Source organism: Mycobacterium sp. 5-140-3-2 (assembly GCF_035666375.1).
Classification (GTDB): Bacteria; Actinomycetota; Actinomycetes; order Mycobacteriales; family Mycobacteriaceae; genus Mycobacterium; species Mycobacterium intracellulare.
Genome location: NZ_CP142025.1, coordinates 643,176 through 662,619 on the forward strand (window position 1 = coordinate 643,176; position 19,444 = coordinate 662,619).

At 68.5% G+C, this 19,444-nt stretch carries 20 protein-coding genes; 11 read left to right on the forward strand and 9 right to left on the reverse strand.

Translation table 11 applies throughout. From position 1 onward, the window contains the following. Nucleotides 1–101: 101 nt before the first annotated feature. Complete coding sequence (gene purL, locus P6281_RS03260; protein ID WP_085977660.1) at nt 102–2,423, forward strand: phosphoribosylformylglycinamidine synthase subunit PurL; 2,322 nt, start codon at nt 102–104, stop codon at nt 2,421–2,423. 19 nt (nt 2,424–2,442) lie between these two features. Further along, nucleotides 2,443–3,081: an Rv0804 family intramembrane glutamic endopeptidase gene (locus tag P6281_RS03265; protein WP_179293391.1), complete on the forward strand. Its 639-nt coding sequence runs from the start codon at nt 2,443–2,445 to the stop codon at nt 3,079–3,081. On the opposite strand, the gene P6281_RS03270 is transcribed toward P6281_RS03265, so the two are convergent. Beyond that, nucleotides 3,071–4,285, reverse strand: coding sequence for an MCE family protein (locus tag P6281_RS03270; protein ID WP_014381784.1), 1,215 nt, complete (start codon nt 4,283–4,285; stop codon nt 3,071–3,073). The genes P6281_RS03265 and P6281_RS03270 overlap by 11 nt on opposite strands. A 19-nt stretch (nt 4,286–4,304) precedes the next feature. Here P6281_RS03270 and P6281_RS03275 point away from each other — a divergent pair, with 19 nt between their 5' ends. The 3 genes from P6281_RS03275 to purM all read left to right on the forward strand — a co-directional run bounded on the left by P6281_RS03275 (nt 4,305) and on the right by purM (nt 7,519). Then, nucleotides 4,305–4,694, forward strand: coding sequence for a sterol carrier family protein (locus P6281_RS03275; RefSeq protein WP_009955028.1), 390 nt, complete (start codon nt 4,305–4,307; stop codon nt 4,692–4,694). Nucleotides 4,695–4,831: 137 nt separating this feature from the next. After that, the gene (purF, locus tag P6281_RS03280) at nt 4,832–6,358 is read left to right on the forward strand and encodes an amidophosphoribosyltransferase (RefSeq protein ID WP_014381785.1); all 1,527 of its coding nucleotides are present in this window, start codon (nt 4,832–4,834) and stop codon (nt 6,356–6,358) included. Nucleotides 6,359–6,424: 66 nt separating this feature from the next. Next, the gene (gene purM / locus P6281_RS03285) at nt 6,425–7,519 is read left to right on the forward strand and encodes a phosphoribosylformylglycinamidine cyclo-ligase (protein ID WP_009955025.1); all 1,095 of its coding nucleotides are present in this window, start codon (nt 6,425–6,427) and stop codon (nt 7,517–7,519) included. A gap of 67 nt (nt 7,520–7,586) precedes the next feature. Here purM and P6281_RS03290 read toward each other — a convergent pair whose 3' ends face one another. Next, nucleotides 7,587–7,772 (reverse strand): DUF3073 domain-containing protein, encoded by a 186-nt coding sequence (locus P6281_RS03290; RefSeq protein ID WP_008263905.1) that lies wholly within the window; start codon nt 7,770–7,772, stop codon nt 7,587–7,589. Between the two features lie 146 nt (nt 7,773–7,918). Next, a complete protein-coding gene (gene ygfZ, locus P6281_RS03295; protein ID WP_014381786.1) occupies nt 7,919–9,013 on the reverse strand; it encodes a CAF17-like 4Fe-4S cluster assembly/insertion protein YgfZ in 1,095 nt (364 codons plus the stop codon). A gap of 142 nt (nt 9,014–9,155) precedes the next feature. On the opposite strand from ygfZ, the gene P6281_RS03300 reads away from it, so the two are divergent. After that, the gene (locus tag P6281_RS03300; protein WP_014381787.1) at nt 9,156–10,025 is read left to right on the forward strand and encodes an aminodeoxychorismate lyase; all 870 of its coding nucleotides are present in this window, start codon (nt 9,156–9,158) and stop codon (nt 10,023–10,025) included. A 253-nt stretch (nt 10,026–10,278) separates the two neighbouring features. Here P6281_RS03300 and P6281_RS03305 read toward each other — a convergent pair whose 3' ends face one another. From P6281_RS03305 to lmeA, 6 genes are all read right to left on the reverse strand, one after another. After that, nucleotides 10,279–10,935: an FABP family protein gene (locus P6281_RS03305; RefSeq protein ID WP_036458175.1), complete on the reverse strand. Its 657-nt coding sequence runs from the start codon at nt 10,933–10,935 to the stop codon at nt 10,279–10,281. A gap of 196 nt (nt 10,936–11,131) precedes the next feature. After that, nucleotides 11,132–11,434: a DUF1416 domain-containing protein gene (locus P6281_RS03310; RefSeq protein ID WP_008263909.1), complete on the reverse strand. Its 303-nt coding sequence runs from the start codon at nt 11,432–11,434 to the stop codon at nt 11,132–11,134. Nucleotide 11,435: 1 nt separating this feature from the next. Then, nucleotides 11,436–12,269, reverse strand: a complete 834-nt coding sequence (locus tag P6281_RS03315; RefSeq protein WP_008263910.1) for a sulfurtransferase — start codon at nt 12,267–12,269, stop codon at nt 11,436–11,438. A gap of 37 nt (nt 12,270–12,306) precedes the next feature. Then, nucleotides 12,307–12,777 carry a DUF4395 domain-containing protein gene (locus P6281_RS03320; protein ID WP_036458177.1) on the reverse strand — a complete coding sequence of 157 codons (471 nt, stop codon included), beginning with the start codon at nt 12,775–12,777 and terminating at the stop codon, nt 12,307–12,309. Nucleotides 12,778–13,001: 224 nt separating this feature from the next. Further along, on the reverse strand, nt 13,002–13,436 hold the full coding sequence (locus P6281_RS03325; RefSeq protein ID WP_009955017.1) for a thioredoxin family protein: 435 nt from the start codon (nt 13,434–13,436) through the stop codon (nt 13,002–13,004). 49 nt (nt 13,437–13,485) lie between these two features. After that, nucleotides 13,486–14,298 (reverse strand): mannan chain length control protein LmeA, encoded by an 813-nt coding sequence (gene lmeA, locus P6281_RS03330; RefSeq protein WP_036458179.1) that lies wholly within the window; start codon nt 14,296–14,298, stop codon nt 13,486–13,488. A gap of 169 nt (nt 14,299–14,467) precedes the next feature. Between lmeA and P6281_RS03335 the strand changes: the two genes are divergently transcribed. From P6281_RS03335 to pstA, 5 genes are all read left to right on the forward strand, one after another. Next, the gene (locus tag P6281_RS03335) at nt 14,468–15,256 is read left to right on the forward strand and encodes a winged helix-turn-helix transcriptional regulator (protein ID WP_014710924.1); all 789 of its coding nucleotides are present in this window, start codon (nt 14,468–14,470) and stop codon (nt 15,254–15,256) included. Then, on the forward strand, nt 15,253–16,182 hold the full coding sequence (mshD, locus tag P6281_RS03340) for a mycothiol synthase (RefSeq protein ID WP_095662548.1): 930 nt from the start codon (nt 15,253–15,255) through the stop codon (nt 16,180–16,182). The genes P6281_RS03335 and mshD overlap by 4 nt, the downstream gene beginning before the upstream one ends. Nucleotides 16,183–16,346: 164 nt before the next feature. Then, complete coding sequence (gene pstS / locus P6281_RS03345; RefSeq protein WP_179300170.1) at nt 16,347–17,471, forward strand: phosphate ABC transporter substrate-binding protein PstS; 1,125 nt, start codon at nt 16,347–16,349, stop codon at nt 17,469–17,471. 15 nt (nt 17,472–17,486) lie between these two features. Beyond that, complete coding sequence (gene pstC / locus P6281_RS03350) at nt 17,487–18,530, forward strand: phosphate ABC transporter permease subunit PstC (RefSeq protein ID WP_036458181.1); 1,044 nt, start codon at nt 17,487–17,489, stop codon at nt 18,528–18,530. Next, nucleotides 18,527–19,441, forward strand: a complete 915-nt coding sequence (pstA, locus tag P6281_RS03355) for a phosphate ABC transporter permease PstA (RefSeq protein ID WP_036458183.1) — start codon at nt 18,527–18,529, stop codon at nt 19,439–19,441. Before pstC ends, pstA begins: the two co-directional genes overlap by 4 nt. Nucleotides 19,442–19,444: the final 3 nt, after the last annotated feature.

A 19,444-nucleotide genomic window follows, 5' to 3' on the forward strand; every position in this document is an offset into this window, starting at 1 on the left:
TCGTACTCCGGTTGATTGATCTTCGGACACTGTGCGGCTACCCGCCGACTACAGGTGCAAACGTTCGTCGCGCCCGGTAGGGCGGCGAGAGCGCCTTGCCGATGTCCAGCCCTAGACTGTGTCCCGTGACTGTCTCCGGGACGAGTGCGCGCACCCACGCGATCGACACCGTCGAGCACGCCGCCTCCACCCCCGACGAGCCGCAGCCGTTCGGTGAGCTGGGCCTCAAAGACGACGAATACCAGCGCATTCGCGAGATCCTGGGGCGTCGCCCCACCGACACCGAACTGGCGATGTACTCGGTGATGTGGAGCGAGCACTGCTCGTACAAGTCGTCCAAGGTGCACCTGCGCTACTTCGGCGAGACCACCACCGACGAGATGCGCGCCGGCATGCTGGCCGGAATCGGCGAGAACGCGGGCGTCGTCGACATCGGCGACGGCTGGGCAGTCACCTTCAAGGTGGAATCGCACAACCATCCCTCCTACGTCGAGCCGTACCAGGGCGCGGCCACCGGTGTCGGCGGCATCGTCCGCGACATCATGGCGATGGGCGCGCGGCCGGTCGCGGTGATGGACCAGCTTCGGTTCGGCGCGGCCGACGCGCCGGACACCCGCCGCGTGGTCGACGGCGTGGTCCGCGGCATCGGCGGCTACGGCAACTCGTTGGGTCTGCCCAACATCGGCGGTGAGACCGTCTTCGACGCGTGCTACGCCGGCAACCCGTTGGTGAACGCCATGTGCGTCGGGGTGTTGCGCCAGGAGGACCTGCATCTGGCGTTCGCCTCGGGCGCCGGCAACAAGATCATCCTGTTCGGGGCGCGCACGGGGCTGGACGGCATCGGCGGCGTGTCGGTGCTGGCGTCGGACACCTTCGACGCCGAGAACTCGCGCAAGAAACTGCCGTCGGTCCAAGTGGGCGACCCGTTCATGGAGAAGGTGCTCATCGAGTGCTGCCTCGAGCTGTACGCCGGGCACCTGGTGGTCGGCATACAGGACCTGGGTGGTGCCGGATTATCCTGTGCCACTTCGGAATTAGCGTCGGCTGGCGACGGTGGCATGGCGATCCAGCTCGAGAACGTGCCGCTGCGCACCACCGGCATGACGCCCGCGGAGATCCTGTGCAGCGAGTCCCAGGAGCGGATGTGTGCGGTGGTCACCCCGGAGAACGTCGACGCCTTCCTGGCGGTATGCCGCAAGTGGGACGTGCTGGCCACCGTGATCGGCGAGGTGACCGACGGCGACCGGCTGCGGATCACCTGGCACGGTCAGACCGTGGTCGACGTGCCGCCGCGCACGGTCGCCCACGAGGGCCCCGTCTACCAGCGTCCGGTCGCTCGCCCCGACACCCAGGACGCCCTGAACGCCGACGCCTCGACGCGGCTGCCGCGGCCCGCCACCGGCGACGAGCTGCGCGCGACTTTGCTTGCCCTGCTGGGCAGCCCGCATCTGTGCAGCCGCGCGTTCATCACCGAGCAGTACGACCGGTACGTGCGGGGCAACACCGTGCTGGCCGAGCACGCCGATGGCGGCATGCTCCGCGTCGACGAGGTCACCGGCCGCGGTATCGCGCTGTCGACCGACGCGTCCGGCCGCTACACCAAGCTGGATCCCTACGCCGGCGCCCAACTCGCCCTGGCCGAGGCCTACCGCAACGTCTCCGTCACCGGCGCCACCCCGGTCGCGGTGACCAACTGCCTCAACTTCGGGTCGCCCGAAGACCCCGGCGTGATGTGGCAGTTCTCCCAGGCGGTGCGGGGCCTGGCCGAAGGCTGTGCGGCCCTGGGGATTCCGGTCACCGGCGGCAACGTCAGCTTCTACAACCAGACCGGGTCGACGGCGATCCTGCCCACCCCGGTGGTCGGGGTCCTCGGCGTCATCGACGACGTCGGTCGCCGCATCCCCACCGGCCTGGGCACCGAGCCGGGCGAAACGCTGATGCTGCTGGGCGATACGCGCGACGAGTTCGACGGATCGGTGTGGGCGCAGGTGACCGCCGATCACCTGGGCGGGTTACCGCCCAAGGTCGACCTGGACCGCGAAAGGCTGCTGGCCGAGGTGTTGCGCTCGGCGTCGCGCGACGGCCTGGTGTCCGCGGCGCACGACCTGTCCGAAGGCGGCCTCGCCCAAGCCGTCGTCGAGGCCGCCCTGGCCGGTGAAACCGGTTGTCGCATCGTGCTTCCCGAGGGTGCCGATCCGTTCGTGCAGTTGTTCTCCGAGTCGGCCGGCCGCGTGCTGGTGGCGGTGCCGCGCACCGAGGAGAGCCGGTTCCGTTCGATGTGCGAGGCGCGCGGTCTGCCGGCGGTGCGCATCGGCGTCGTCGACCAGGCCTCCGACGAGGTGGAGGTCCAGGGACTGTTCACGGTTTCCCTCGCCGAACTGCGCGAGACCTCCGAGTCGGTGCTGCCGCGGCTCTTCGGATGAGCGCCAGCATCGAATCCTGATGCCTGCCAGGCGTTCTCGTCAAGCTTACGCCCTGTCTTTGGCCGCCGCCCTGGTCGGTTGGAGCTTCGCCGGCCCGCGGCTGCCGGCCCGGTGGCGGGTGGCGCTGCAGGCCGGCCTGGGGGGCGCGCTGGTGCTGGTGACGCGGGCCCCGCTGGGCCTGGGGCCGCCACGGTTGTGGGCCGGGCTGCGGCTGGGGTCGGCGGTCGCGTTCTCGGCGGCGAGCACGGTGGCCGCGACCACCCGCCTGCCACCGGTGCGCCAATCGATGGCCGTCCGGGAAACGCCCGCCTCCGCGCCGGACTGGCTGCTGGTGCGGATACCCGTGGGCACGGTGTGGTCCGAGGAGTCCGCCTTCCGCGCGGCGCTGGCCACCGCCGGCTCCGCGGCGTTCGGCAGACGCGGCGGAAGGGTGCTGCAAGCCATCGCTTTCGGCCTCTCGCACATCCCCGATGCCCGCGCGACCGGTGAGCCCGTGGCGGCCACCGTGCTGGTCACCGGCATCGGCGGTTGGCTGTTCGGTTGGCTGGCCGATCGCACCGGCAGCCTCGCCGCACCGATGCTGGCCCACCTTGCCATCAACGAGGCCGGCGCCCTCGCGGTGTTGGCCGCGAGGTCTCGGGGCGCCGTCAGGGGTTGATGGTGTAGTCACCCAGTTGGCGGCCCCACACGAAGTCGACCGCGAGCGGTGAACCGACCTCGAAGTGGTTGTAGGGAGCCATGCTCGCGCCGGTGTCCATGACCAGGAACGGGGCGGGCCACAGTTCTCGCGTGATCTTCTGCCAGCACCCCGGTGTCCCACCCGGTCCGCCGCGGGCGTTGGTTCGGGGCAGGTTCTCCGGCCAGATGTACGGATTGGGTGCGCCGGCGATAGCGCCCGAGGCGTGGGCGCCCAGCGAGTACCCGTTGTCGCCGAGCGCGTTGTGGACCCTGGGCGCGACTTCGTCGAAATTGTGGATGGTGCAATAGATTTCGGGGCTGTACTCGTCGAGCAGCTGGCTGCTTCCCACCAAATCCGCGGCACCGCGCGCGAAGTACGGCCCCGCGTGACCGAGAACATCCGCGCCGGCGTTGCCCAATCCCGCGGCCGCCAGCAGCGCTTGATCCAGATCGCGTTGCTGGCGGTTGAGCGTGCGCGCTGCGGTCACCGCGTGGTCCAGCGCGTCCCATAGGTCGGGGGAGGCGTGCGCATAAGTGTCGCCGAGGGCCGCCAGCTGCGCTATGTCGGTGCGCAGCGCCGGCATCCGGGGGTTCACGTCGTCGAGGATGGCGTTGCCGTCGATCAGCGACCGGCCGAGCTTTTCACCCAGTCCGGTCAACGCCTGCGCGGCCGCGCTGAGCGTCAGGTTCACTTTGACCGGATCGACCTTCTCGGCGATCGAGGTGACCGTTTCGAACAAGGTGTTGAACTCGGTTGTCACCGAAGTCGCGTCGATCACGATGGATGGCGTGATCGAATGCGCCGCAGGGTGATTCGGCGCGCTGAGCGCAACGTACTTGTTGCCGAACACCGTGGTCGCTTTGATGTCGGCGGCGACGTTGGCCGGAATCCGCTTGACGTACTTCGGGGTGATGTCCAGCACCACTTTCGCGGCCGGCTTGCCGCGATGGGTGACCTCCGAAAGGCTCGACACGCGGCCGATCTGGACCCCGTTGTAGGTGACCTTGGACCCGGGGTCCATCACCAGCCCCGCCCGCGGGGCCACCATCGTCAATTGCGTAATGGGCGTGAGGTCGCCCCGGAACTGCCCATACAGCAGCAACACGATCAGCGCCATGACCACGATCGTCACCAGGCCGACGGTCTTGTACGGTGGCCGCTCCCGCAAGCGACGGGGCTCCATGGTTTTGAGACCCTAGGGTATGGCGCCGCGCGACAAGGCCGATCCGGCCAAGACCCGGCAGGCCGTGTTGGCCGTGGCGCAATGGTTGGCTGACGAAACCACTCCGGCACCGAGCCGTGACGAATTGGCGGCGGCCGTGCGGCTCACCGCCCGCACCCTGGCCGCGGTGGCGCCGGGACGAAGCGTGGAGCTGCGGATCCCGCCGTTCGCGGCGGTGCAATGCGTCGCCGGCCCCACGCACACCCGCGGCACTCCGCCGAATGTGGTGGAGACCGATCCGCGGACCTGGCTGCTGCTGGCCACCGGCAAGTTGTCGTTCGCCGAGGCGAAGGGCACCGGTACGCTGCGTCTTTCCGGCTCCCGAGCCGGTGAGATTGACCACTGCCTGCCGTTGTTCGATGTGGGCTGAATGCAACCCTGAACTGCATCTTTAGGGTTTGGTGCGGGTATTTCGTCGCTCAACACGCCTGGTGGATTCGGCGGCTCGGCCCCGGTGCCCGTAGACTCCCTAGCGTCACCAACCGTTCCCCGGGGAGCCGCCGAATCGTGACCGCCCAAGAGCCCGACGAGGACTTCAACGCACCCCGTGAGGAATGCGGCGTATTCGGGGTCTGGGCCCCGGGCGAGGACGTCGCCAAACTCACCTATTACGGCTTGTACGCGCTGCAGCATCGCGGGCAGGAAGCCGCCGGTATCGCCGTCGCCGACGGGTCGCAGGTGCTGGTCTTCAAGGACTTGGGTTTGGTCAGCCAGGTGTTCGACGAGCAGACGCTGGGCGCCATGCCGGGCCACGTCGCCATCGGGCACTGCCGGTACTCCACCACCGGCGACACCACCTGGGAGAACGCGCAGCCGGTGTTCCGCAACACCGCGGCCGGCACCGGGGTTGCGTTGGGGCACAACGGGAATCTGGTCAACACCGCCGAACTCGCCGCCCGCGCCCGCGATGAGGGCCTGATCGCCAAACGCGCCCCGGCCCCGGCGACGACGGACTCCGACATCCTGGGCGCGCTGCTGGCCCACGGCGCCGCCGACTCCACGTTGGAGCAGGCGGCGCTGGACCTGCTGCCGACCGTGCGCGGCGCGTTCTGTTTGACCTTCATGGACGAGAACACCCTGTACGCGTGCCGCGATCCGCATGGGGTGCGGCCCCTTTCGCTCGGACGGCTGGACCGCGGCTGGGTGGTGGCCTCCGAAACGGCCGCGCTCGACATCGTCGGCGCCTCGTTCGTGCGCGACATCGAGCCGGGTGAATTGCTGGCGATCGACGCCGACGGCGTCCGCTCCACGCGTTTCGCCAACCCCACCCCCAAGGGCTGCGTCTTCGAGTACGTGTACCTGGCCCGGCCCGACAGCACGATCGCCGGCCGGTCCGTGCACGCGACCCGGGTGGAAATCGGCCGCCGGTTGGCCCGTGAACGCCCCGTGGAGGCCGACCTGGTGATCGGCGTGCCCGAGTCCGGCACCCCGGCGGCCGTCGGCTACGCGCAGGAGTCGGGCATCCCCTACGGCCAGGGCCTGATGAAGAACGCCTACGTCGGGCGCACCTTCATCCAGCCGTCCCAGACCATCCGCCAACTCGGTATCCGGCTGAAGCTCAACCCGCTTCGCGAGGTGATCCGCGGCAAGCGGCTCATCGTCGTCGACGACTCCATTGTGCGCGGCAACACCCAGCGCGCGCTGTTGCGGATGCTGCGCGAGGCCGGCGCCGTCGAGGTGCACGTGCGCATCGCGTCGCCCCCGGTCAAGTGGCCCTGCTTCTACGGCATCGACTTCCCGTCGCCGGCCGAATTGATCGCGAACGCGGTCGAAGACAAAAAGGAGATGCTCGAGGCGGTGCGACACGCCATCGGTGCCGACTCGCTGGGCTATATCTCGCTGCGCGGCCTGGTCGCGGCCTCCGAACAGCCGGCCTCGCGGTTGTGCACCGCCTGCTTCGACGGCCAGTATCCGATCGAGCTGCCCGAGGAGACCGCGCTGGGCAAGAACGTCATCGAGCACATGCTCGCCAACGCCGCGCGCGGTGCCGGGCTCGACGATCTCGCGGCCGACGAAGTGCCGGTGGTGCACTGACTCGGTTGCGCTCCTTCGCCGACGTTTGATACCGGCGGTCAGCGCCGCCCGGTAGCCTTTATCGCGATGACGGATCCCGGAAAGAGCCCCGCGCGCCACGCAGGCAGTCAGGGCATCACCTACGCGTCGGCCGGGGTGGATATCGAAGCCGGCGATCGCGCCGTCGAACTGTTCAAGCCGCTGGCGACGAAGGCCACGCGACCCGAGGTGCGGGGCGGCTTGGGCGGATTCGCCGGCTTGTTCGCGTTACGCGGCGACTACCGCGAGCCGTTGCTCGCGGCCTCCACCGATGGCGTCGGAACCAAGCTGGCGGTCGCGCAGGCGATGGACAAGCACGACACCGTCGGGCTGGACCTGGTGGCGATGGTGGTCGACGACCTCGTGGTGTGCGGCGCGGAGCCGCTGTTCCTGCAGGACTACATCGCCGTCGGCCGCACCGTGCCGGAACGGTTGAGCGCCATCGTCAGTGGCATCGCCGAAGGGTGCGTGCGGGCCGGCTGCGCGTTGCTCGGCGGTGAGACGGCCGAACACCCCGGCCTGATGGAACCGGACCACTACGACATCTCGGCCACCGGCATCGGGGTCGTCGAGGCCGACGACGTGCTGGGGCCCGATCGGGTCAAACCCGGCGACGTCATCATCGCGATGGGATCGTCGGGCCTGCACTCCAACGGGTATTCGCTGGCCCGCACGGTGCTCCTCGAGATCGACCGGATGAACCTGGAAGGCTACGTCGAAGAGTTCGGCCGCACCCTGGGGGAAGAGCTGCTCGAGCCCACGCGCATCTACGCCAAGGACTGTCTCGCGCTGTGTGCCGAAACCCACGTCCGCACCTTCTGCCACGTCACCGGCGGTGGACTGGCCGGAAACCTGGCGCGCGTCATCCCGCACGGGCTGGTCGCCGAAATGGACCGCGGCACCTGGACACCCGCGCCGGTGTTCGCCATGATCGCTCAGCGCGGCCGGGTGACACGCGAAGAGATGGAGAAGACGTTCAACATGGGCGTCGGCATGATCGCCGTCGTGGCCCCGGAAGACACCGACCGCGCGTTGGCCATCCTGACCGCACGGCACCTGGATTGCTGGGTGTTGGGCACGGTCGGCAAAGGTGGAAAGGCGGGCCCGCGGGCCAAGCTCGTCGGTCAGCACCCGAGATTCTGAGGGCCCCGGACTTCAGCTGAACTGATGCGGCGCCGGTGCTCGAGGCATCGGCGCCGAGGCGTTGGTTCTAGCGCCGCCAGCTGTCCTGGTCGTCCCAGGATCCGTCGGCGCCGTCGGTGTCCAGTTCCGTGGGCTCGTCGGAGCCAGTCCCGGACAGCTCTTGCTGAAGCCGCTGGAAGTCGGTCTGCGGAGAACTGTATTTGAGTTCTCGAGCAACCTTGGTCTGCTTTGCCTTAGCCCGGCCGCGGCCCATGGGGGAACCCCCTCGCGCAATAACGGAGCGGCCTAACGAGTAGGCGGCTCCGATCTCCTGGTGTCGTATTGTCCTGCCAACAGTTTACCGTGCCCCGCCAGTGGGCGTCGGTGCCCCCTGCTCGCTGTGGCGGACGTTACCGTTCATTATCCCGCACCGCCCCGCAACCGTTCAACGGCCAGTCGCCCGGCGCCGATCTGTTCGGTGGGAGGCAGGGAATCGACGTCGATCACGGCGGCGACCGCGGCCTCCGGACCGGTCGCCAATTCCGTCTCGGCGGGCAATCCGCGCTTGAGCAGCGCCAGCGCGATCGGTCCGAGGTCGACGTGATCGACCACGGTGCCGAGGCGGCCGACGGCACGTCCACCGGCCAGCACCGGGTCGCCCGTTGACGGCCGTTCCACCGAGCCGTCCAGGTGCAGCAACACCAGCATCCGGGGTGGCCTGCCCAGGTTGTGCACCCGCGCGACGGTCTCTTGCCCGCGGTAACAGCCTTTGTCCAGATGAACGGCGCCCTCGCCGGGGCCGCCGATCCAACCAACCTCGTGCGGGATCGTGCGTTCATCGGTGTCGACGCCGAGCCGTGGCCGCACTGCCGCGACCCGGTGGGCTTCGTAGGCCCACACGCCGCCGGGCCGCACCCCGGCCTGCGACAACCGGTTTCGCCAGTCACCGGCGTCGCCGCGCGGAACCACCAGGTCCAGTTCGACCGACCCGGCAGGCGTGCCGGGCATCCGTCGCACGAACCCGCCGTCGAGGGGAACCGCGGACAGCTCGGCGGGCAGCGCATCCACTCCGAGCGCGTCGAGGATCGTTTGGTCGGCCAACCGCGGGCCCAGCAACGAGAGCACGGCCAGATCGGCGTCGCTCGGGGTGACCTCGGACCAGAACACCATCTTGCGCAGGTATTCCAAAAGCGGCTCGGCGCGCCACGGTTCGGTGTCGAGGTAGGTGGTGCCCCCGAGCTCGGTCTGGATCCAGTGGTCCTCGACGCGGCCCTGACCGTCCAGGCTCAGATTCTGCGTGCTGGCGCCCTCGGGCAGGTTGCTGACGTGCTGCGTCGAAATGCTGTGCAACCACGTCTGGCGATCGTTACCGGTCAAGGTGAGCACACCGCGGTGGGAGCGGTCGACCACGATCGCGTCGGTTTCGGCCGCGCGTTGCTCGCCCAGCGGGTCACCGTAATGCCAGACGGCGCCGGCGTCGGGTCCGGAATCGGGTGCGGGGACGGGGTGGCTCACACGTCAACTCTACGGCCGTCGAGTGTGCGCCCAACGAGTGTGCAGCTCGCCGCACGTTCGTTGACGACTGTGCGGCCGGCTTCACATTCGGCCCGGGAGCGTTGAGCCGATAGGCTTTTCCACCATGGCTGGCCCGAACGGTGTGATCGTCACGCTGGACGGCGAAATCCATTCGCCGGACGCGCCGCTGTTGCACGCCGACGACCTGGCGGCGGTGCGCGGCGACGGCGTCTTCGAGACGCTGTTGGTGCGCGACGGCCGGGCCTGTCTGATCGAATCGCATCTGCAGCGGCTGACCCAGTCGGCCGTGCTGACCGATCTGCCCGCCCCGGATCTGCCGCGCTGGCGTAGTGCGATCGAGGCGGCCACGCGGCGGTGGTGCGCGGGCACCGCGGACGAAGGCGCGATGCGGCTGATCTACAGCCGTGGCCGGGAGGGCGGTTCGACGCCGACGGCCTACGTCATGGTCAACGGCGTTCCCGAACGCGTCACCGCGGTCCGACGCAACGGACTGGCGGCCATCACCCTCGATCGCGGACTGCCCGCCACGGGCGTCGACGCGATGCCGTGGCTGCTGGCCGGCGCCAAGACGCTGTCCTACGCGGTGAACATGGCCGCCCTGCGCCACGCCGGCCGCCAGGATGCCGGTGACGTCATCTTCGTCAGCACGGACGGTTACATCCTGGAGGGCCCACGCTCGACCGTGGTGGTCGCCACCGACTCCGATGCACCCGAGGGCACGCCGTGCCTGCTGACGCCCCCGCCGTGGTATCCGATTCTGCGCGGCACCACCCAGCAGGCCCTGTTCGAGGTGGCCCGGGCAAAGGGGTACGACTGCGACTACCGGGCGCTGCGCGTCGCGGATCTGGTTGCTGCGCAAGGTGTTTGGCTGATCTCGAGCATGACGTTGGCCGCCCGGGTGCATACCCTCAACGGATTGCCGCTGCCGCGGTCGCCGATGGCGGCGGACTTCGCCGAATTGGTCGACGCCGCCATCGTCAGCGATCGCTGAGCGCTGAATCCTGTTGTCGCCTCTGGGATTCGCGGGTACGGTCGGCCGTACACAAGGAAGGAGGTGGTCCGAGAAATTGATAGCTTCATGGACATGTGAGGTGGCTGCGCGCTAGCTGCATCGGCTCGGAAGAGCTGGCGATACAGATGCGCTGGCGAATTCCCCGCAGTCACCCGGCCCCCGAGCTTCCGGTTTTGTCCGACCTGGAATACGGCTCGGGGGCCGCTCCATGCCGGCGGCCGCTACCGAGCCGCTAGCCGGCGAACCGGGACAACCGCGCCGAAAGATGCGGCACCAGGCCGCCGTCGGCGTCGACCCGCTCCTCGACATAGGCCAGATCGCCGCCCTCGACGATGCCGTAGAGCCGTTTGGCGCCGCCGACCAGCACGCCGGATCTGCTGCGGGCCAGCGCATCGGTCACCAGCTCCCACGACGACTGGGTGCGCGGGCGCCCGTAGAACAGTTCGACATAGCCCGCCGAATGGGCCAACAGGAGCTCGATCGCCTGGGATTCGCTGGGGTCGTCGGGATCGTTGACGAAGCGCCAGAAACCGGTCTCACGCAGGTCGCGCTCCTGGTAATCGCCCGTCGCGCTCAGCCGCCAGGATCGCGATTCCCAGTTGAGATAGTCGCCGCCGTCGTGAGAGACCACGATCTGCTGGCCGAACCGGTAGTCGCCGTCGTGGCCGCGGCCCTCGCCTTCGCCGCGCCACACGCCGACCAGCGGCAGCAACGCCAGCAGCGCGTCATTGAGATTCGCGCCCTCGCGCAGGTTGGCGGTGTCGGCGGGTAGGGGCAGGTCATCGAAGGACTGGATGTTGCGGCCGGCGGTCACCTTGGCGCGCTCAGCGGCGGCGGCCACCGCCCGGTCGCCGGAACTAGCCGCACTCAACGGTTCGTCGGAGGTCATGGTCGCTCCTCCCCATCGCTGCGCTCTGGATCGTCGCCGGCGCGGGTCACGACTCGTCAGTGATGAGCCGGTAGAGGGTGTAGAGGGCGAACCATGAAATCACCACGACCGCCACAACCAGCATGATCTCGAAGAACAGCACCACGGGGACAAGTCTATTCGTCCCGTCGCGGCACAGTCGCGGGCAGCTGGCCGATCAGGCGATCTTGACGTCGACCTCGTGGATGCCGGCGCCCGACGGCGTCACGACGGCGTTCCCGTTGCCGGCCGCCGACAGTGCGCGCAGCGTCCAGGATCCGGGAGCGGCGAAGAACCGGAAGTCACCGGTGGCCGAGGCCACCACCTCGGCGGTGAACTCGTCCGACGAGTCCAGCAAGCGGACGAACGCGCCACCCACTGCCTGGCCATCGCCGTCCACGACGCGGCCGGTGATCACCGTTTCCTTTTCCAGGTCGACGCTGGCGGGCAACGTCAGTCCTTGCTTCGGTGCAGAGCACATATCAGCTTCCCAACTCGATCGGGGCCCCCACCAGGGAACCGTATTCCGTCCAACTGCCGTCGTAGTTCTTGACATTCCTGTGCCCGAGCAATTCGTAGAGAACGAACCAGGTGTGCGACGACCGCTCGCCGATGCGGCAGTAGGCGATCGTTTCTTTGTCGCCGTCCAGGCCGGCCGCGGCGTACAGCTCGGCCAGCTCCTCGTCGGACTTGAAGGTGCCGTCCTCGTTGGCGGCCTTGCTCCAAGGCACGTTGATGGCGCCCGGGATGTGGCCGGGCCGCTGGCTTTGTTCCTGCGGCAAATGCGCGGGCGCCAGGATCTTGCCGGAAAACTCGTCGGGGGAACGCACGTCGACGAGGTTCTTGACGTTGATGGCCGCGATGACGTCGTCGCGGAACGCCCGGATGCTGTTGTCCGGTGCGGCCGCCGTGTACGACGTCGCGGGCCTGCTGACGGTATCGCTGGACAGTGCGCGGCCGTCGAGCTCCCACTTCTTGCGGCCGCCGTCGAGCAGCTTGACCTTCTCGTGGCCGTACAGCTTGAAGTACCAGTACGCGTAGGCGGCGAACCAGTTGTTGTTGCCGCCGTAGAGGATCACGGTGTCGTCATTGGAGATGCCGCGCTCGCTGAGCAGTTTCGAGAACTGCTGGGCGTCGACGAAGTCGCGCTTGACCGGGTCCTGCAAATCGGAGCGCCAGTCCAGCTTGATCGCGCCGGGGATGTGACCGGCGTCGTAAGCGCTGGTGTCCTCGTCGACTTCGACAAAGACGACGCCGGACGCGTCGAGATTGCTCTCAGCCCAGTCGGTCGAGACCAGGACGTCGGAGCGTGCCATGGAGTGGGTCCTTTCGATCACTTTTGGTTACAGCAGGTCAGGTGGGGCGCGCGCCGCCTCGCAAGCGGGCCACCAGTGGGTAGAGCTGGCAGCCCACGCAGATTCCGAAGGCCGCGTTGAGGAACGCGGCCGCCAGGGCGGCCGCGGTGGCGATGACGCCGACCAGGACGGCACCGGCGGCGAAACCGGCCGTACCCAGCACGGCGAAGATCAGGCCGACGAGTTGGGCGAACTTCAGCGGCGCGGCGGGTTCGCGGTCCTGCACCGGGTCCAGCCGGGGCGCGACGACGGCGGCGAATATCCGGCCGTAGGGGTGCTGGCGGGGCCCGGCGACGGCGCCGATGGCGAAGATGACGGCCTGGATGGCAAGGATCGCCGCCGCGGCGGCTGGGCTGACCGCCGACACGACCAGCGTCAGGATCAAGACCCCGGTGGTCACCCACGCGGCAAATCGTGGTCCACGCACGTCGACGAGGTCGGGCTGCGTGGCGGTGTTGCTGCTCGGCAAGGTGTTACTCCTCGAATACCCCTGTTGCTGACGGAAACGACGATGGGAGAGGTGCCACGGTCGGGATCCGGGCCCGCTCCGAGTGCTACGCGAAGGCGCGGCTACTCAGCAGCAACAGCAACAACAACAGCCCGCGGTGCGGCACAGCGCAACTGCGCGGCGCTTGGTGAGCATGGGCTCGAGGCGGGCTAACACGTCGGTCAGCTTACCCAATGACACCGTGGTCAAGCCAACAGCGGTTTCAGGGCGGACCGCAGGTCGGCGGCGCTGGGCACTCCCGAGGTCCGGTAGCGCTGCCGCCCGTCGATGTCGAAGATCAACGTGGTGGGCAGGGACAGCACCGAATAACGGCGCGCGGTCTCGGGATTGGCGTCCAGGTCGACCTCGACGTGGGCTATCGGAGATCCCGGGTCGCCCAGGTCGTCGCAGACCTGGGTGACGACCCGGCGCACCCGGTCGCACGGCCCGCACCACGGGGCACTGAAATGCACGACGGTCGGGCCGCCGCGGGAAAGTCCCAGGGCTGCGACGTCGGCGGCGGGGTCGCGATCCGGCCCGGGATCGATTTCCCGGATGCTGCCGGAGCGGCGGGTCAACAGCCAGCCGAGCAGCGTCGCGACGGCGAGCGCGGCGACGGTCACCACGATCACCGTCATCATGCGCGCCACCCCTGGCCATCGCCGCGTTCGGCGGCATCGTCAGCGTGCGTCATGACCGTTTAAACCCATCGAGGGACACCGTTACTCCATAGGTGATGCCCTCGATGATGACGTCGGAGCCGCGCGCGCCCTCGGTGGTGGGCGCGACGCCGAAGGGAAGTCGCTGATCGGGAAGCCTGCCCGCAAAGGCGTGCAGCACCGCGTCGTGCTTGTCGGCCGGGACGGTCTGGTCGGCGGTGTCCGGCCCGGTCAGCACGCCGGTGGGGATGAAGACCAACGTCGCCGGGTCATCGGGGGCGATGGACAGGTCGACCGAGACGCTGACGCGGTGATCGAAGCCGGAGGATTTGGGCGTGCCGGTGAACACCAGCCCATGGCTGTCGGAGATGCCCGACGCGGTGACGCCGCCGGTCGAGGTGTTGGTTTCCTTGGGCGGGGCCTCGACCATCAGGTCGCTGATGCCCAGGTAGCGGCCCAGGTGGGTCGAGTCGATGATGATGCGGCTTTCCAGCTTGTGCACGGCGAGCTTCGCGTCGGGCGTGATCAGCCACGCCGCATGCGCGAGATCCACCGAGTACATCGTGGCCTCGAGGGTGGCTTTGCCGGTCATCGCGTGTTCGACGGCGTTGGCCTTGATCTCCACCTGGTCGTAGTTGCCGCGCATGGCCTGCGGAATGAAGGGAAACGCCACGATGGCCACGAACGGGTCGCTGCCCAGGTTGGCCGCCTTGCGCACGCTGGCCGACAGCCGGTATTCGGCATAGATGCTGGTGCCGTAGTCGACTCCGATCGCGCCGAGGGCGACCACGGCCAGCAGGATCGCGGTCGCGGTCACGGCAATCAGCACCTTGCGCACCCGCATATTGTGGCGTAACCCCCGGCGGGGCCGGATCGCCCGTGGCGGGGCTCACAGTGGCTCGTCCGCCACGCGAAAAAACCAGGTAACACGTTATCGTTAGATGACCTGGTAACTAACGCGTGATGGCGTTGTGAATTTGGGAGATGCCGTTCCCCCGAGCTGGAGGGACTAGTTGGAGCTTTTACTGCTGACCTCGGAGCTGCATCCCGATCCGGTCCTGCCCTCGTTGTCGCTGCTTCCGCATCCCGTGCGGACGGCGCCGCCGGAACCAGCTTCGCTGCTCGAGGCCGGGACGGCGGACGCCGTGATTGTGGATGCGCGCACCGATTTGTCGTCCGCGCGTGGGCTGTGCCGCCTGCTGAGCACCGCCGGCCGGTCGGTTCCCGTGTTGGCGGTGGTGAGCGAAGGCGGGCTGGTGGCCATCAGCGCGGACTGGGGTCTGGACGAGATCTTGCTGCCCACCACCGGACCGGCCGAGATCGACGCGAGGCTGCGGCTGGTGGTCGGCCGCCGCGGCGGGCTCGCGGACCAGGAAAGCGCCGGCAAGGTGAGCCTGGGCGAGTTGGTGATCGACGAAGGCACCTACACCGCCCGGCTGCGTGGCCGCCCCCTCGATCTCACCTACAAGGAATTCGAGTTGCTCAAGTACCTGGCTCAGCACGCCGGGCGGGTATTCACGCGGGCGCAGTTGCTGCATGAGGTGTGGGGGTACGACTTCTTCGGCGGCACCCGCACCGTCGATGTGCACGTGCGTCGGCTGCGGGCCAAACTCGGTTCCGAGCACGAGGCGTTGATCGGCACGGTCCGCAACGTGGGTTACAAGGCGGTCCGCCCGGCCCGCGGCCGCACTCCGGCGGCCGACTCGTCCGACCCCGACGGCACGGATGGCGGCGAATCCAATGCGGAATCCGACTCCGAGGATGTCAAAGATCCGTTGGTCGATCCCTTGCACACTCAGTGATCCCGCCCGACTGGCGCCGGACGCTGACCGACGACGAACAGCGGGGCGTGCGCGAACTTGTCGGTGCTGCAACGGAATTCGATGGGGTGGCGCCCGTCGGCGAGCAGGTACTGCGCGAACTCGGACACGACCGCACCGAGCACCTGCGGATCACCTCGGACGACGCCGGCGCAATCGTCGGTTATCTCAATCTCAGCCCGGCCCGCGAGGGCGAGACGGCCATGGCCGAACTCGTCGTGCACCCACGGGCGCGTCGGCGCGGGATCGGGGCCGCGCTGATTCGCGCGGCGTTGTCCAAAACGGGTGCGAGCAACCGGTTTTGGGCGCACGGCACGCTCGAGCCCGCCCGCGCGACCGCGTCCGCGCTGCGCCTGGCGCCCGTGCGGGAACTGATGCAGATGCGACGCTCGCTGCGCGATCTCCCCGACACCGCGCCGTCGGTGCCCGGGGTGCAGATCCGCACCTATTCGGGCACGGCCGACGACGCCGAGCTGCTGCGCGTCAACAACGCCGCGTTTGCCTACCACCCCGAGCAGGGCGGCTGGACCGACGTCGAACTGGCGGAGCGGCGCGACGAACCGTGGTTCGACCCGGCCGGCTTATTTCTGGCGTTCGATGACTCCGCCGGCGATCAGGGCGGCAGGCTGCTGGGTTTTCACTGGACGAAGGTGCACCTCGATCGGCCCGGGTTGGGGGAGGTGTACGTCGTGGGCGTCGATCCGTCGGCCCAGGGCCGCGGACTGGGCCAGGCGTTGACCGCCGTCGGCATCGAATGGTTGGCCCGCCGCCTGGCCGACGCCGCCGATCCCACCGTCATGCTCTACGTCGAGTCGGACAACGTCGCCGCCGTGCGCACCTACCAGCGCTTGGGGTTCACCACCTACAGCGTCGACACCGCATACGCGGTCACACCCGCGGCCAACTGACCGCGGGTACGCGGGGCGTCGAGCCGGATCGTTAACCTGGTCCTTGCTACCGAGGCGTTGCTGTGCGCCGGGGCGGCGCATACTTTCGCCGCGACGGGCAACCTGGCAGGGGATGACCAGCGGCGCCCACATGCGTCTTGAACGGTGTCATGAAAGCGAGATCGGTGAAGCTCGACAGGCAGGGCAGGGCGGCGGCCGCGGTGGTGCTGGCGACGGCACTCGGCGTCGCGGCGCTGACCGCCTGCGGCAGCGACGAGAACCGTCCCAAAGCCGCGGCGCCCAGCGTCACCGCCCCCGCGGGCACCGCGGGGTGTGGCGGCAAGAACAACCTGACGGCGGAAGGCTCGACCGCGCAAGCGAACGCCATCACAGTCTTCAACCAGGTGTGGGGCCAGTACTGCCCGGGCAAGGGTCTGGCCTACAACCCGACCGGGTCGGGCGCCGGTCGCGAGCAGTTCATCGCCGGGCACGTGGACTTTGCGGGGGCCGACTCTCCGTTGGTCGCCGAACAGATCGGACCGGCCGCCAGCCGGTGCGGCGGGAACCCGGCGTGGGACCTGCCCCTGGTGTTCGGCCCGATCGCGCTCGCCTACAACCTGCCGGGGAATCCGGCCCTGGTGGTCAGCAGTGACGCGGTGGCCAAAATTTTCACCGGCAAGATCACCACCTGGAACGACCCCATCCTCGTCGGGCTCAACCCGGGAGTGGCCCTGCCCGACACCAGGATCACGCCGATCTACCGGTCCGACTCGTCGGGAACCACCGACAACGTGCAGAAGTATCTGACCGCCGCCGCCCCGCAGAGCTGGGCCAAAGGGGTCGGTACGGAATTCCAGGGCGGCGTCGGCGAGGGCGCGGCGAAGTCGTCCGGGGTCATCCAGGCCGTCCAGACCATTCCGGGCGCCATCGGATACGTCCAGAAGGGCTTCGCCGACCAGGCGCGCATGTCCTACGCCAAAATCGCCACCCGCGGCGGGGTGGTCCCGCTCACCAACGACACGGCCGGAAACGCCATCAAGGCGGCCAAATTCCTCGGCGAGGGAAACGACCTGTTGCTCGACCTCAACGCCATGTACGGCTCGCAGGAGCCGGGCGTCTATCCGCTGGTGCTCGTCACCTACGAGATCGTCTGCTCCAAGGGCTACGACGCCGAGACCGCCGGGGCAATCAAATCGTTCCTCTCCATCGCCGCCACCAGCGGGCAGGCCGAACTTTCCTCGGCCGGTTACATTCCGCTGCCCGATAAGGTCAAGGAACGACTGGTCGCCGCGATCGATGCGCTGCAGTGACCAGGTGAGATCGCAGTGACGGAGTTTTCGGGGCCAAACCCAATCGACTCGGGCGCGGGCGCGGTCCTCGCCACGTCCATTCCCGAGTCGCCGACGATACCCACCAGCCCGTGGGGCGAGGCCAGACCGCATGTGGGAGACCGGATATTCCGGCGGCTCGCGCAGACCTCGGGCGTGCTGATCATCGTCGTGATCGCCGCGATCGCCGTCTTCCTGCTCGGGCGCGCGGCACCGGCGTTGCAGCGCAACCGCGAGAACTTCTTCAGCTACGGCGGTAACTGGGTCACCACCGACCCGTCGGCGATGCACTTCGGGATCGCCAGCCTGTTGCCGGTGACCGTGTTCGTGTCGCTGTTCGCGTTGACCTTGGCCATGCCCGTCGCGCTGGGCGTCGCCCTCTTCATCACCCAGTACGCGCCGCGGCGCGTGGCGACGCCGCTGGCGTACGCGGTCGATCTGCTGGCCGCGGTTCCCTCGATCATCTACGGCGCCTGGGGTCTATACGTGTTGGCGCCACAACTGCGGCCCATCGCCACCTGGCTCAACCGCTCCATGGGCTGGTGCTTTCTGTTCGCCGACGGCAACGCGTCGGCCGCAGGCGGCGGCACCATCTTCACCGGCGGCATCGTCTTGGCGGTGATGATCCTGCCCATCGTCACCGCCGTCGCCCGCGAGGTCTTCGTCCAGACACCGCAGGACCAGATCGAAGCCGCGCTGGCGCTGGGCGCCACCCGATGGGAAGTGGTCAAGACCGTCACCCTGCCGTTCGGGCGGTCCGGCTACATCAGCGGCGGGATGCTGGGGCTGGGGCGCGCGCTGGGTGAAACAGTCGCGCTGCTGATCATCTTGCGGGGCACCCAGTCGGCGTTCGGCTGGTCGCTGTTCGACGGCGGCTCCACCTTCGCCACCAAGATCGCGGGCGCCGCGGCCGAGTTCGACGACCGGTTCAAGTCGGGCGCCTACATCGCCGCGGGCCTGACACTCTTCGCGCTCACCTTCCTCGTCGACGCCCTGGCCCGGGGCGCCGTCGCCGGGGCCGGCCGAAAGGCCGCGCGATGACGTCGATGCTGGACCGCCCGCTCAAGTCGCGGACGTTCTCACCGCTGTCCCGGCGCCGCCGTACCGCGAATCGTGTTGCGACCGTACTGGTTTCACTGGCATTGCTGGTCGCCGTGGCGCCGCTGGTGATGGTGCTGTGGTCGGTGACCGTCAAGGGAGTCAAGGCGATCACGTCGACCGTTTGGTGGTCGCACTCGCAAGCCGGGATGACGGCCTTCGTGACCGGCGGCGGCGCCTACCACGCGCTGGTCGGCACCGTGCTGCAGGGATTGGTGTGCGCCGCCATCTCCATTCCGATCGGTCTGATGGTCGCGATCTATCTGGTCGAATACGGCGGCGGCACCGCGCTGGGCCGGTTGGCCTCGTTCATGGTGGACATCCTGAGCGGGGTGCCCTCGATCGTGGCGGCGTTGTTCGTCTACGCGTTGTGTGTGGCCACGCTGGGCCTGCCCCGCTCGGAGTTCGCGGTATCGCTGGCGCTGGTGTTGCTGATGCTGCCGGTGATCGTGCGGGCGACCGAGGAAATGCTGCGGGTGGTTCCGGTGGATCTGCGCGAGGCCAGCTACGCCCTGGGCATCACCAAGTGGAAGACCATCGTCCGGGTGGTCATTCCCACCGGGCTGTCCGGCATCGTCACCGGGATCTTGCTGGCGATGGCACGGGTGATGGGGGAGACGGCGCCGCTGTTGATCCTCGTCGGCTATGCGCAATCGATGAACTTCAACATCTTCAGCGACTTCATGGGGACGCTGCCAGGCATGATGTACAACCAGACGTCGGTCGGCGCGGGCCTCAACCCCATCCCCACGGATCGGTTGTGGGGTGCCGCGTTAACCCTCATCCTGGTGATCGCCGCGATCAATATCGTGGCTCGAGTGATAGCGAAATTCCTTGGCGCCAGAAAGTCATAGGCA

Excerpts from the sequence above, each read along its gene's own strand:
- purL (WP_085977660.1), top strand. The coding sequence starts at position 102 with ATGTCCAGCCCTAGACTGTGTCCCGTGACTGTCTCCGGGACGAGTGCG.
- P6281_RS03265 (WP_179293391.1), top strand. The coding sequence starts at position 2,443 with ATGCCTGCCAGGCGTTCTCGTCAAGCTTACGCCCTGTCTTTGGCCGCC.
- P6281_RS03270 (WP_014381784.1), bottom strand. The coding sequence starts at position 4,285 with ATGGAGCCCCGTCGCTTGCGGGAGCGGCCACCGTACAAGACCGTCGGC.
- P6281_RS03275 (WP_009955028.1), top strand. The coding sequence starts at position 4,305 with ATGGCGCCGCGCGACAAGGCCGATCCGGCCAAGACCCGGCAGGCCGTG.
- purM (WP_009955025.1), top strand. The coding sequence starts at position 6,425 with ATGACGGATCCCGGAAAGAGCCCCGCGCGCCACGCAGGCAGTCAGGGC.
- P6281_RS03290 (WP_008263905.1), bottom strand. The coding sequence starts at position 7,772 with ATGGGCCGCGGCCGGGCTAAGGCAAAGCAGACCAAGGTTGCTCGAGAA.
- P6281_RS03305 (WP_036458175.1), bottom strand. The coding sequence starts at position 10,935 with ATGACCTCCGACGAACCGTTGAGTGCGGCTAGTTCCGGCGACCGGGCG.
- P6281_RS03310 (WP_008263909.1), bottom strand. The coding sequence starts at position 11,434 with ATGTGCTCTGCACCGAAGCAAGGACTGACGTTGCCCGCCAGCGTCGAC.
- P6281_RS03315 (WP_008263910.1), bottom strand. The coding sequence starts at position 12,269 with ATGGCACGCTCCGACGTCCTGGTCTCGACCGACTGGGCTGAGAGCAAT.
- P6281_RS03325 (WP_009955017.1), bottom strand. The coding sequence starts at position 13,436 with ATGATGACGGTGATCGTGGTGACCGTCGCCGCGCTCGCCGTCGCGACG.
- lmeA (WP_036458179.1), bottom strand. The coding sequence starts at position 14,298 with ATGCGGGTGCGCAAGGTGCTGATTGCCGTGACCGCGACCGCGATCCTG.
- pstA (WP_036458183.1), top strand. The coding sequence starts at position 18,527 with ATGACGTCGATGCTGGACCGCCCGCTCAAGTCGCGGACGTTCTCACCG.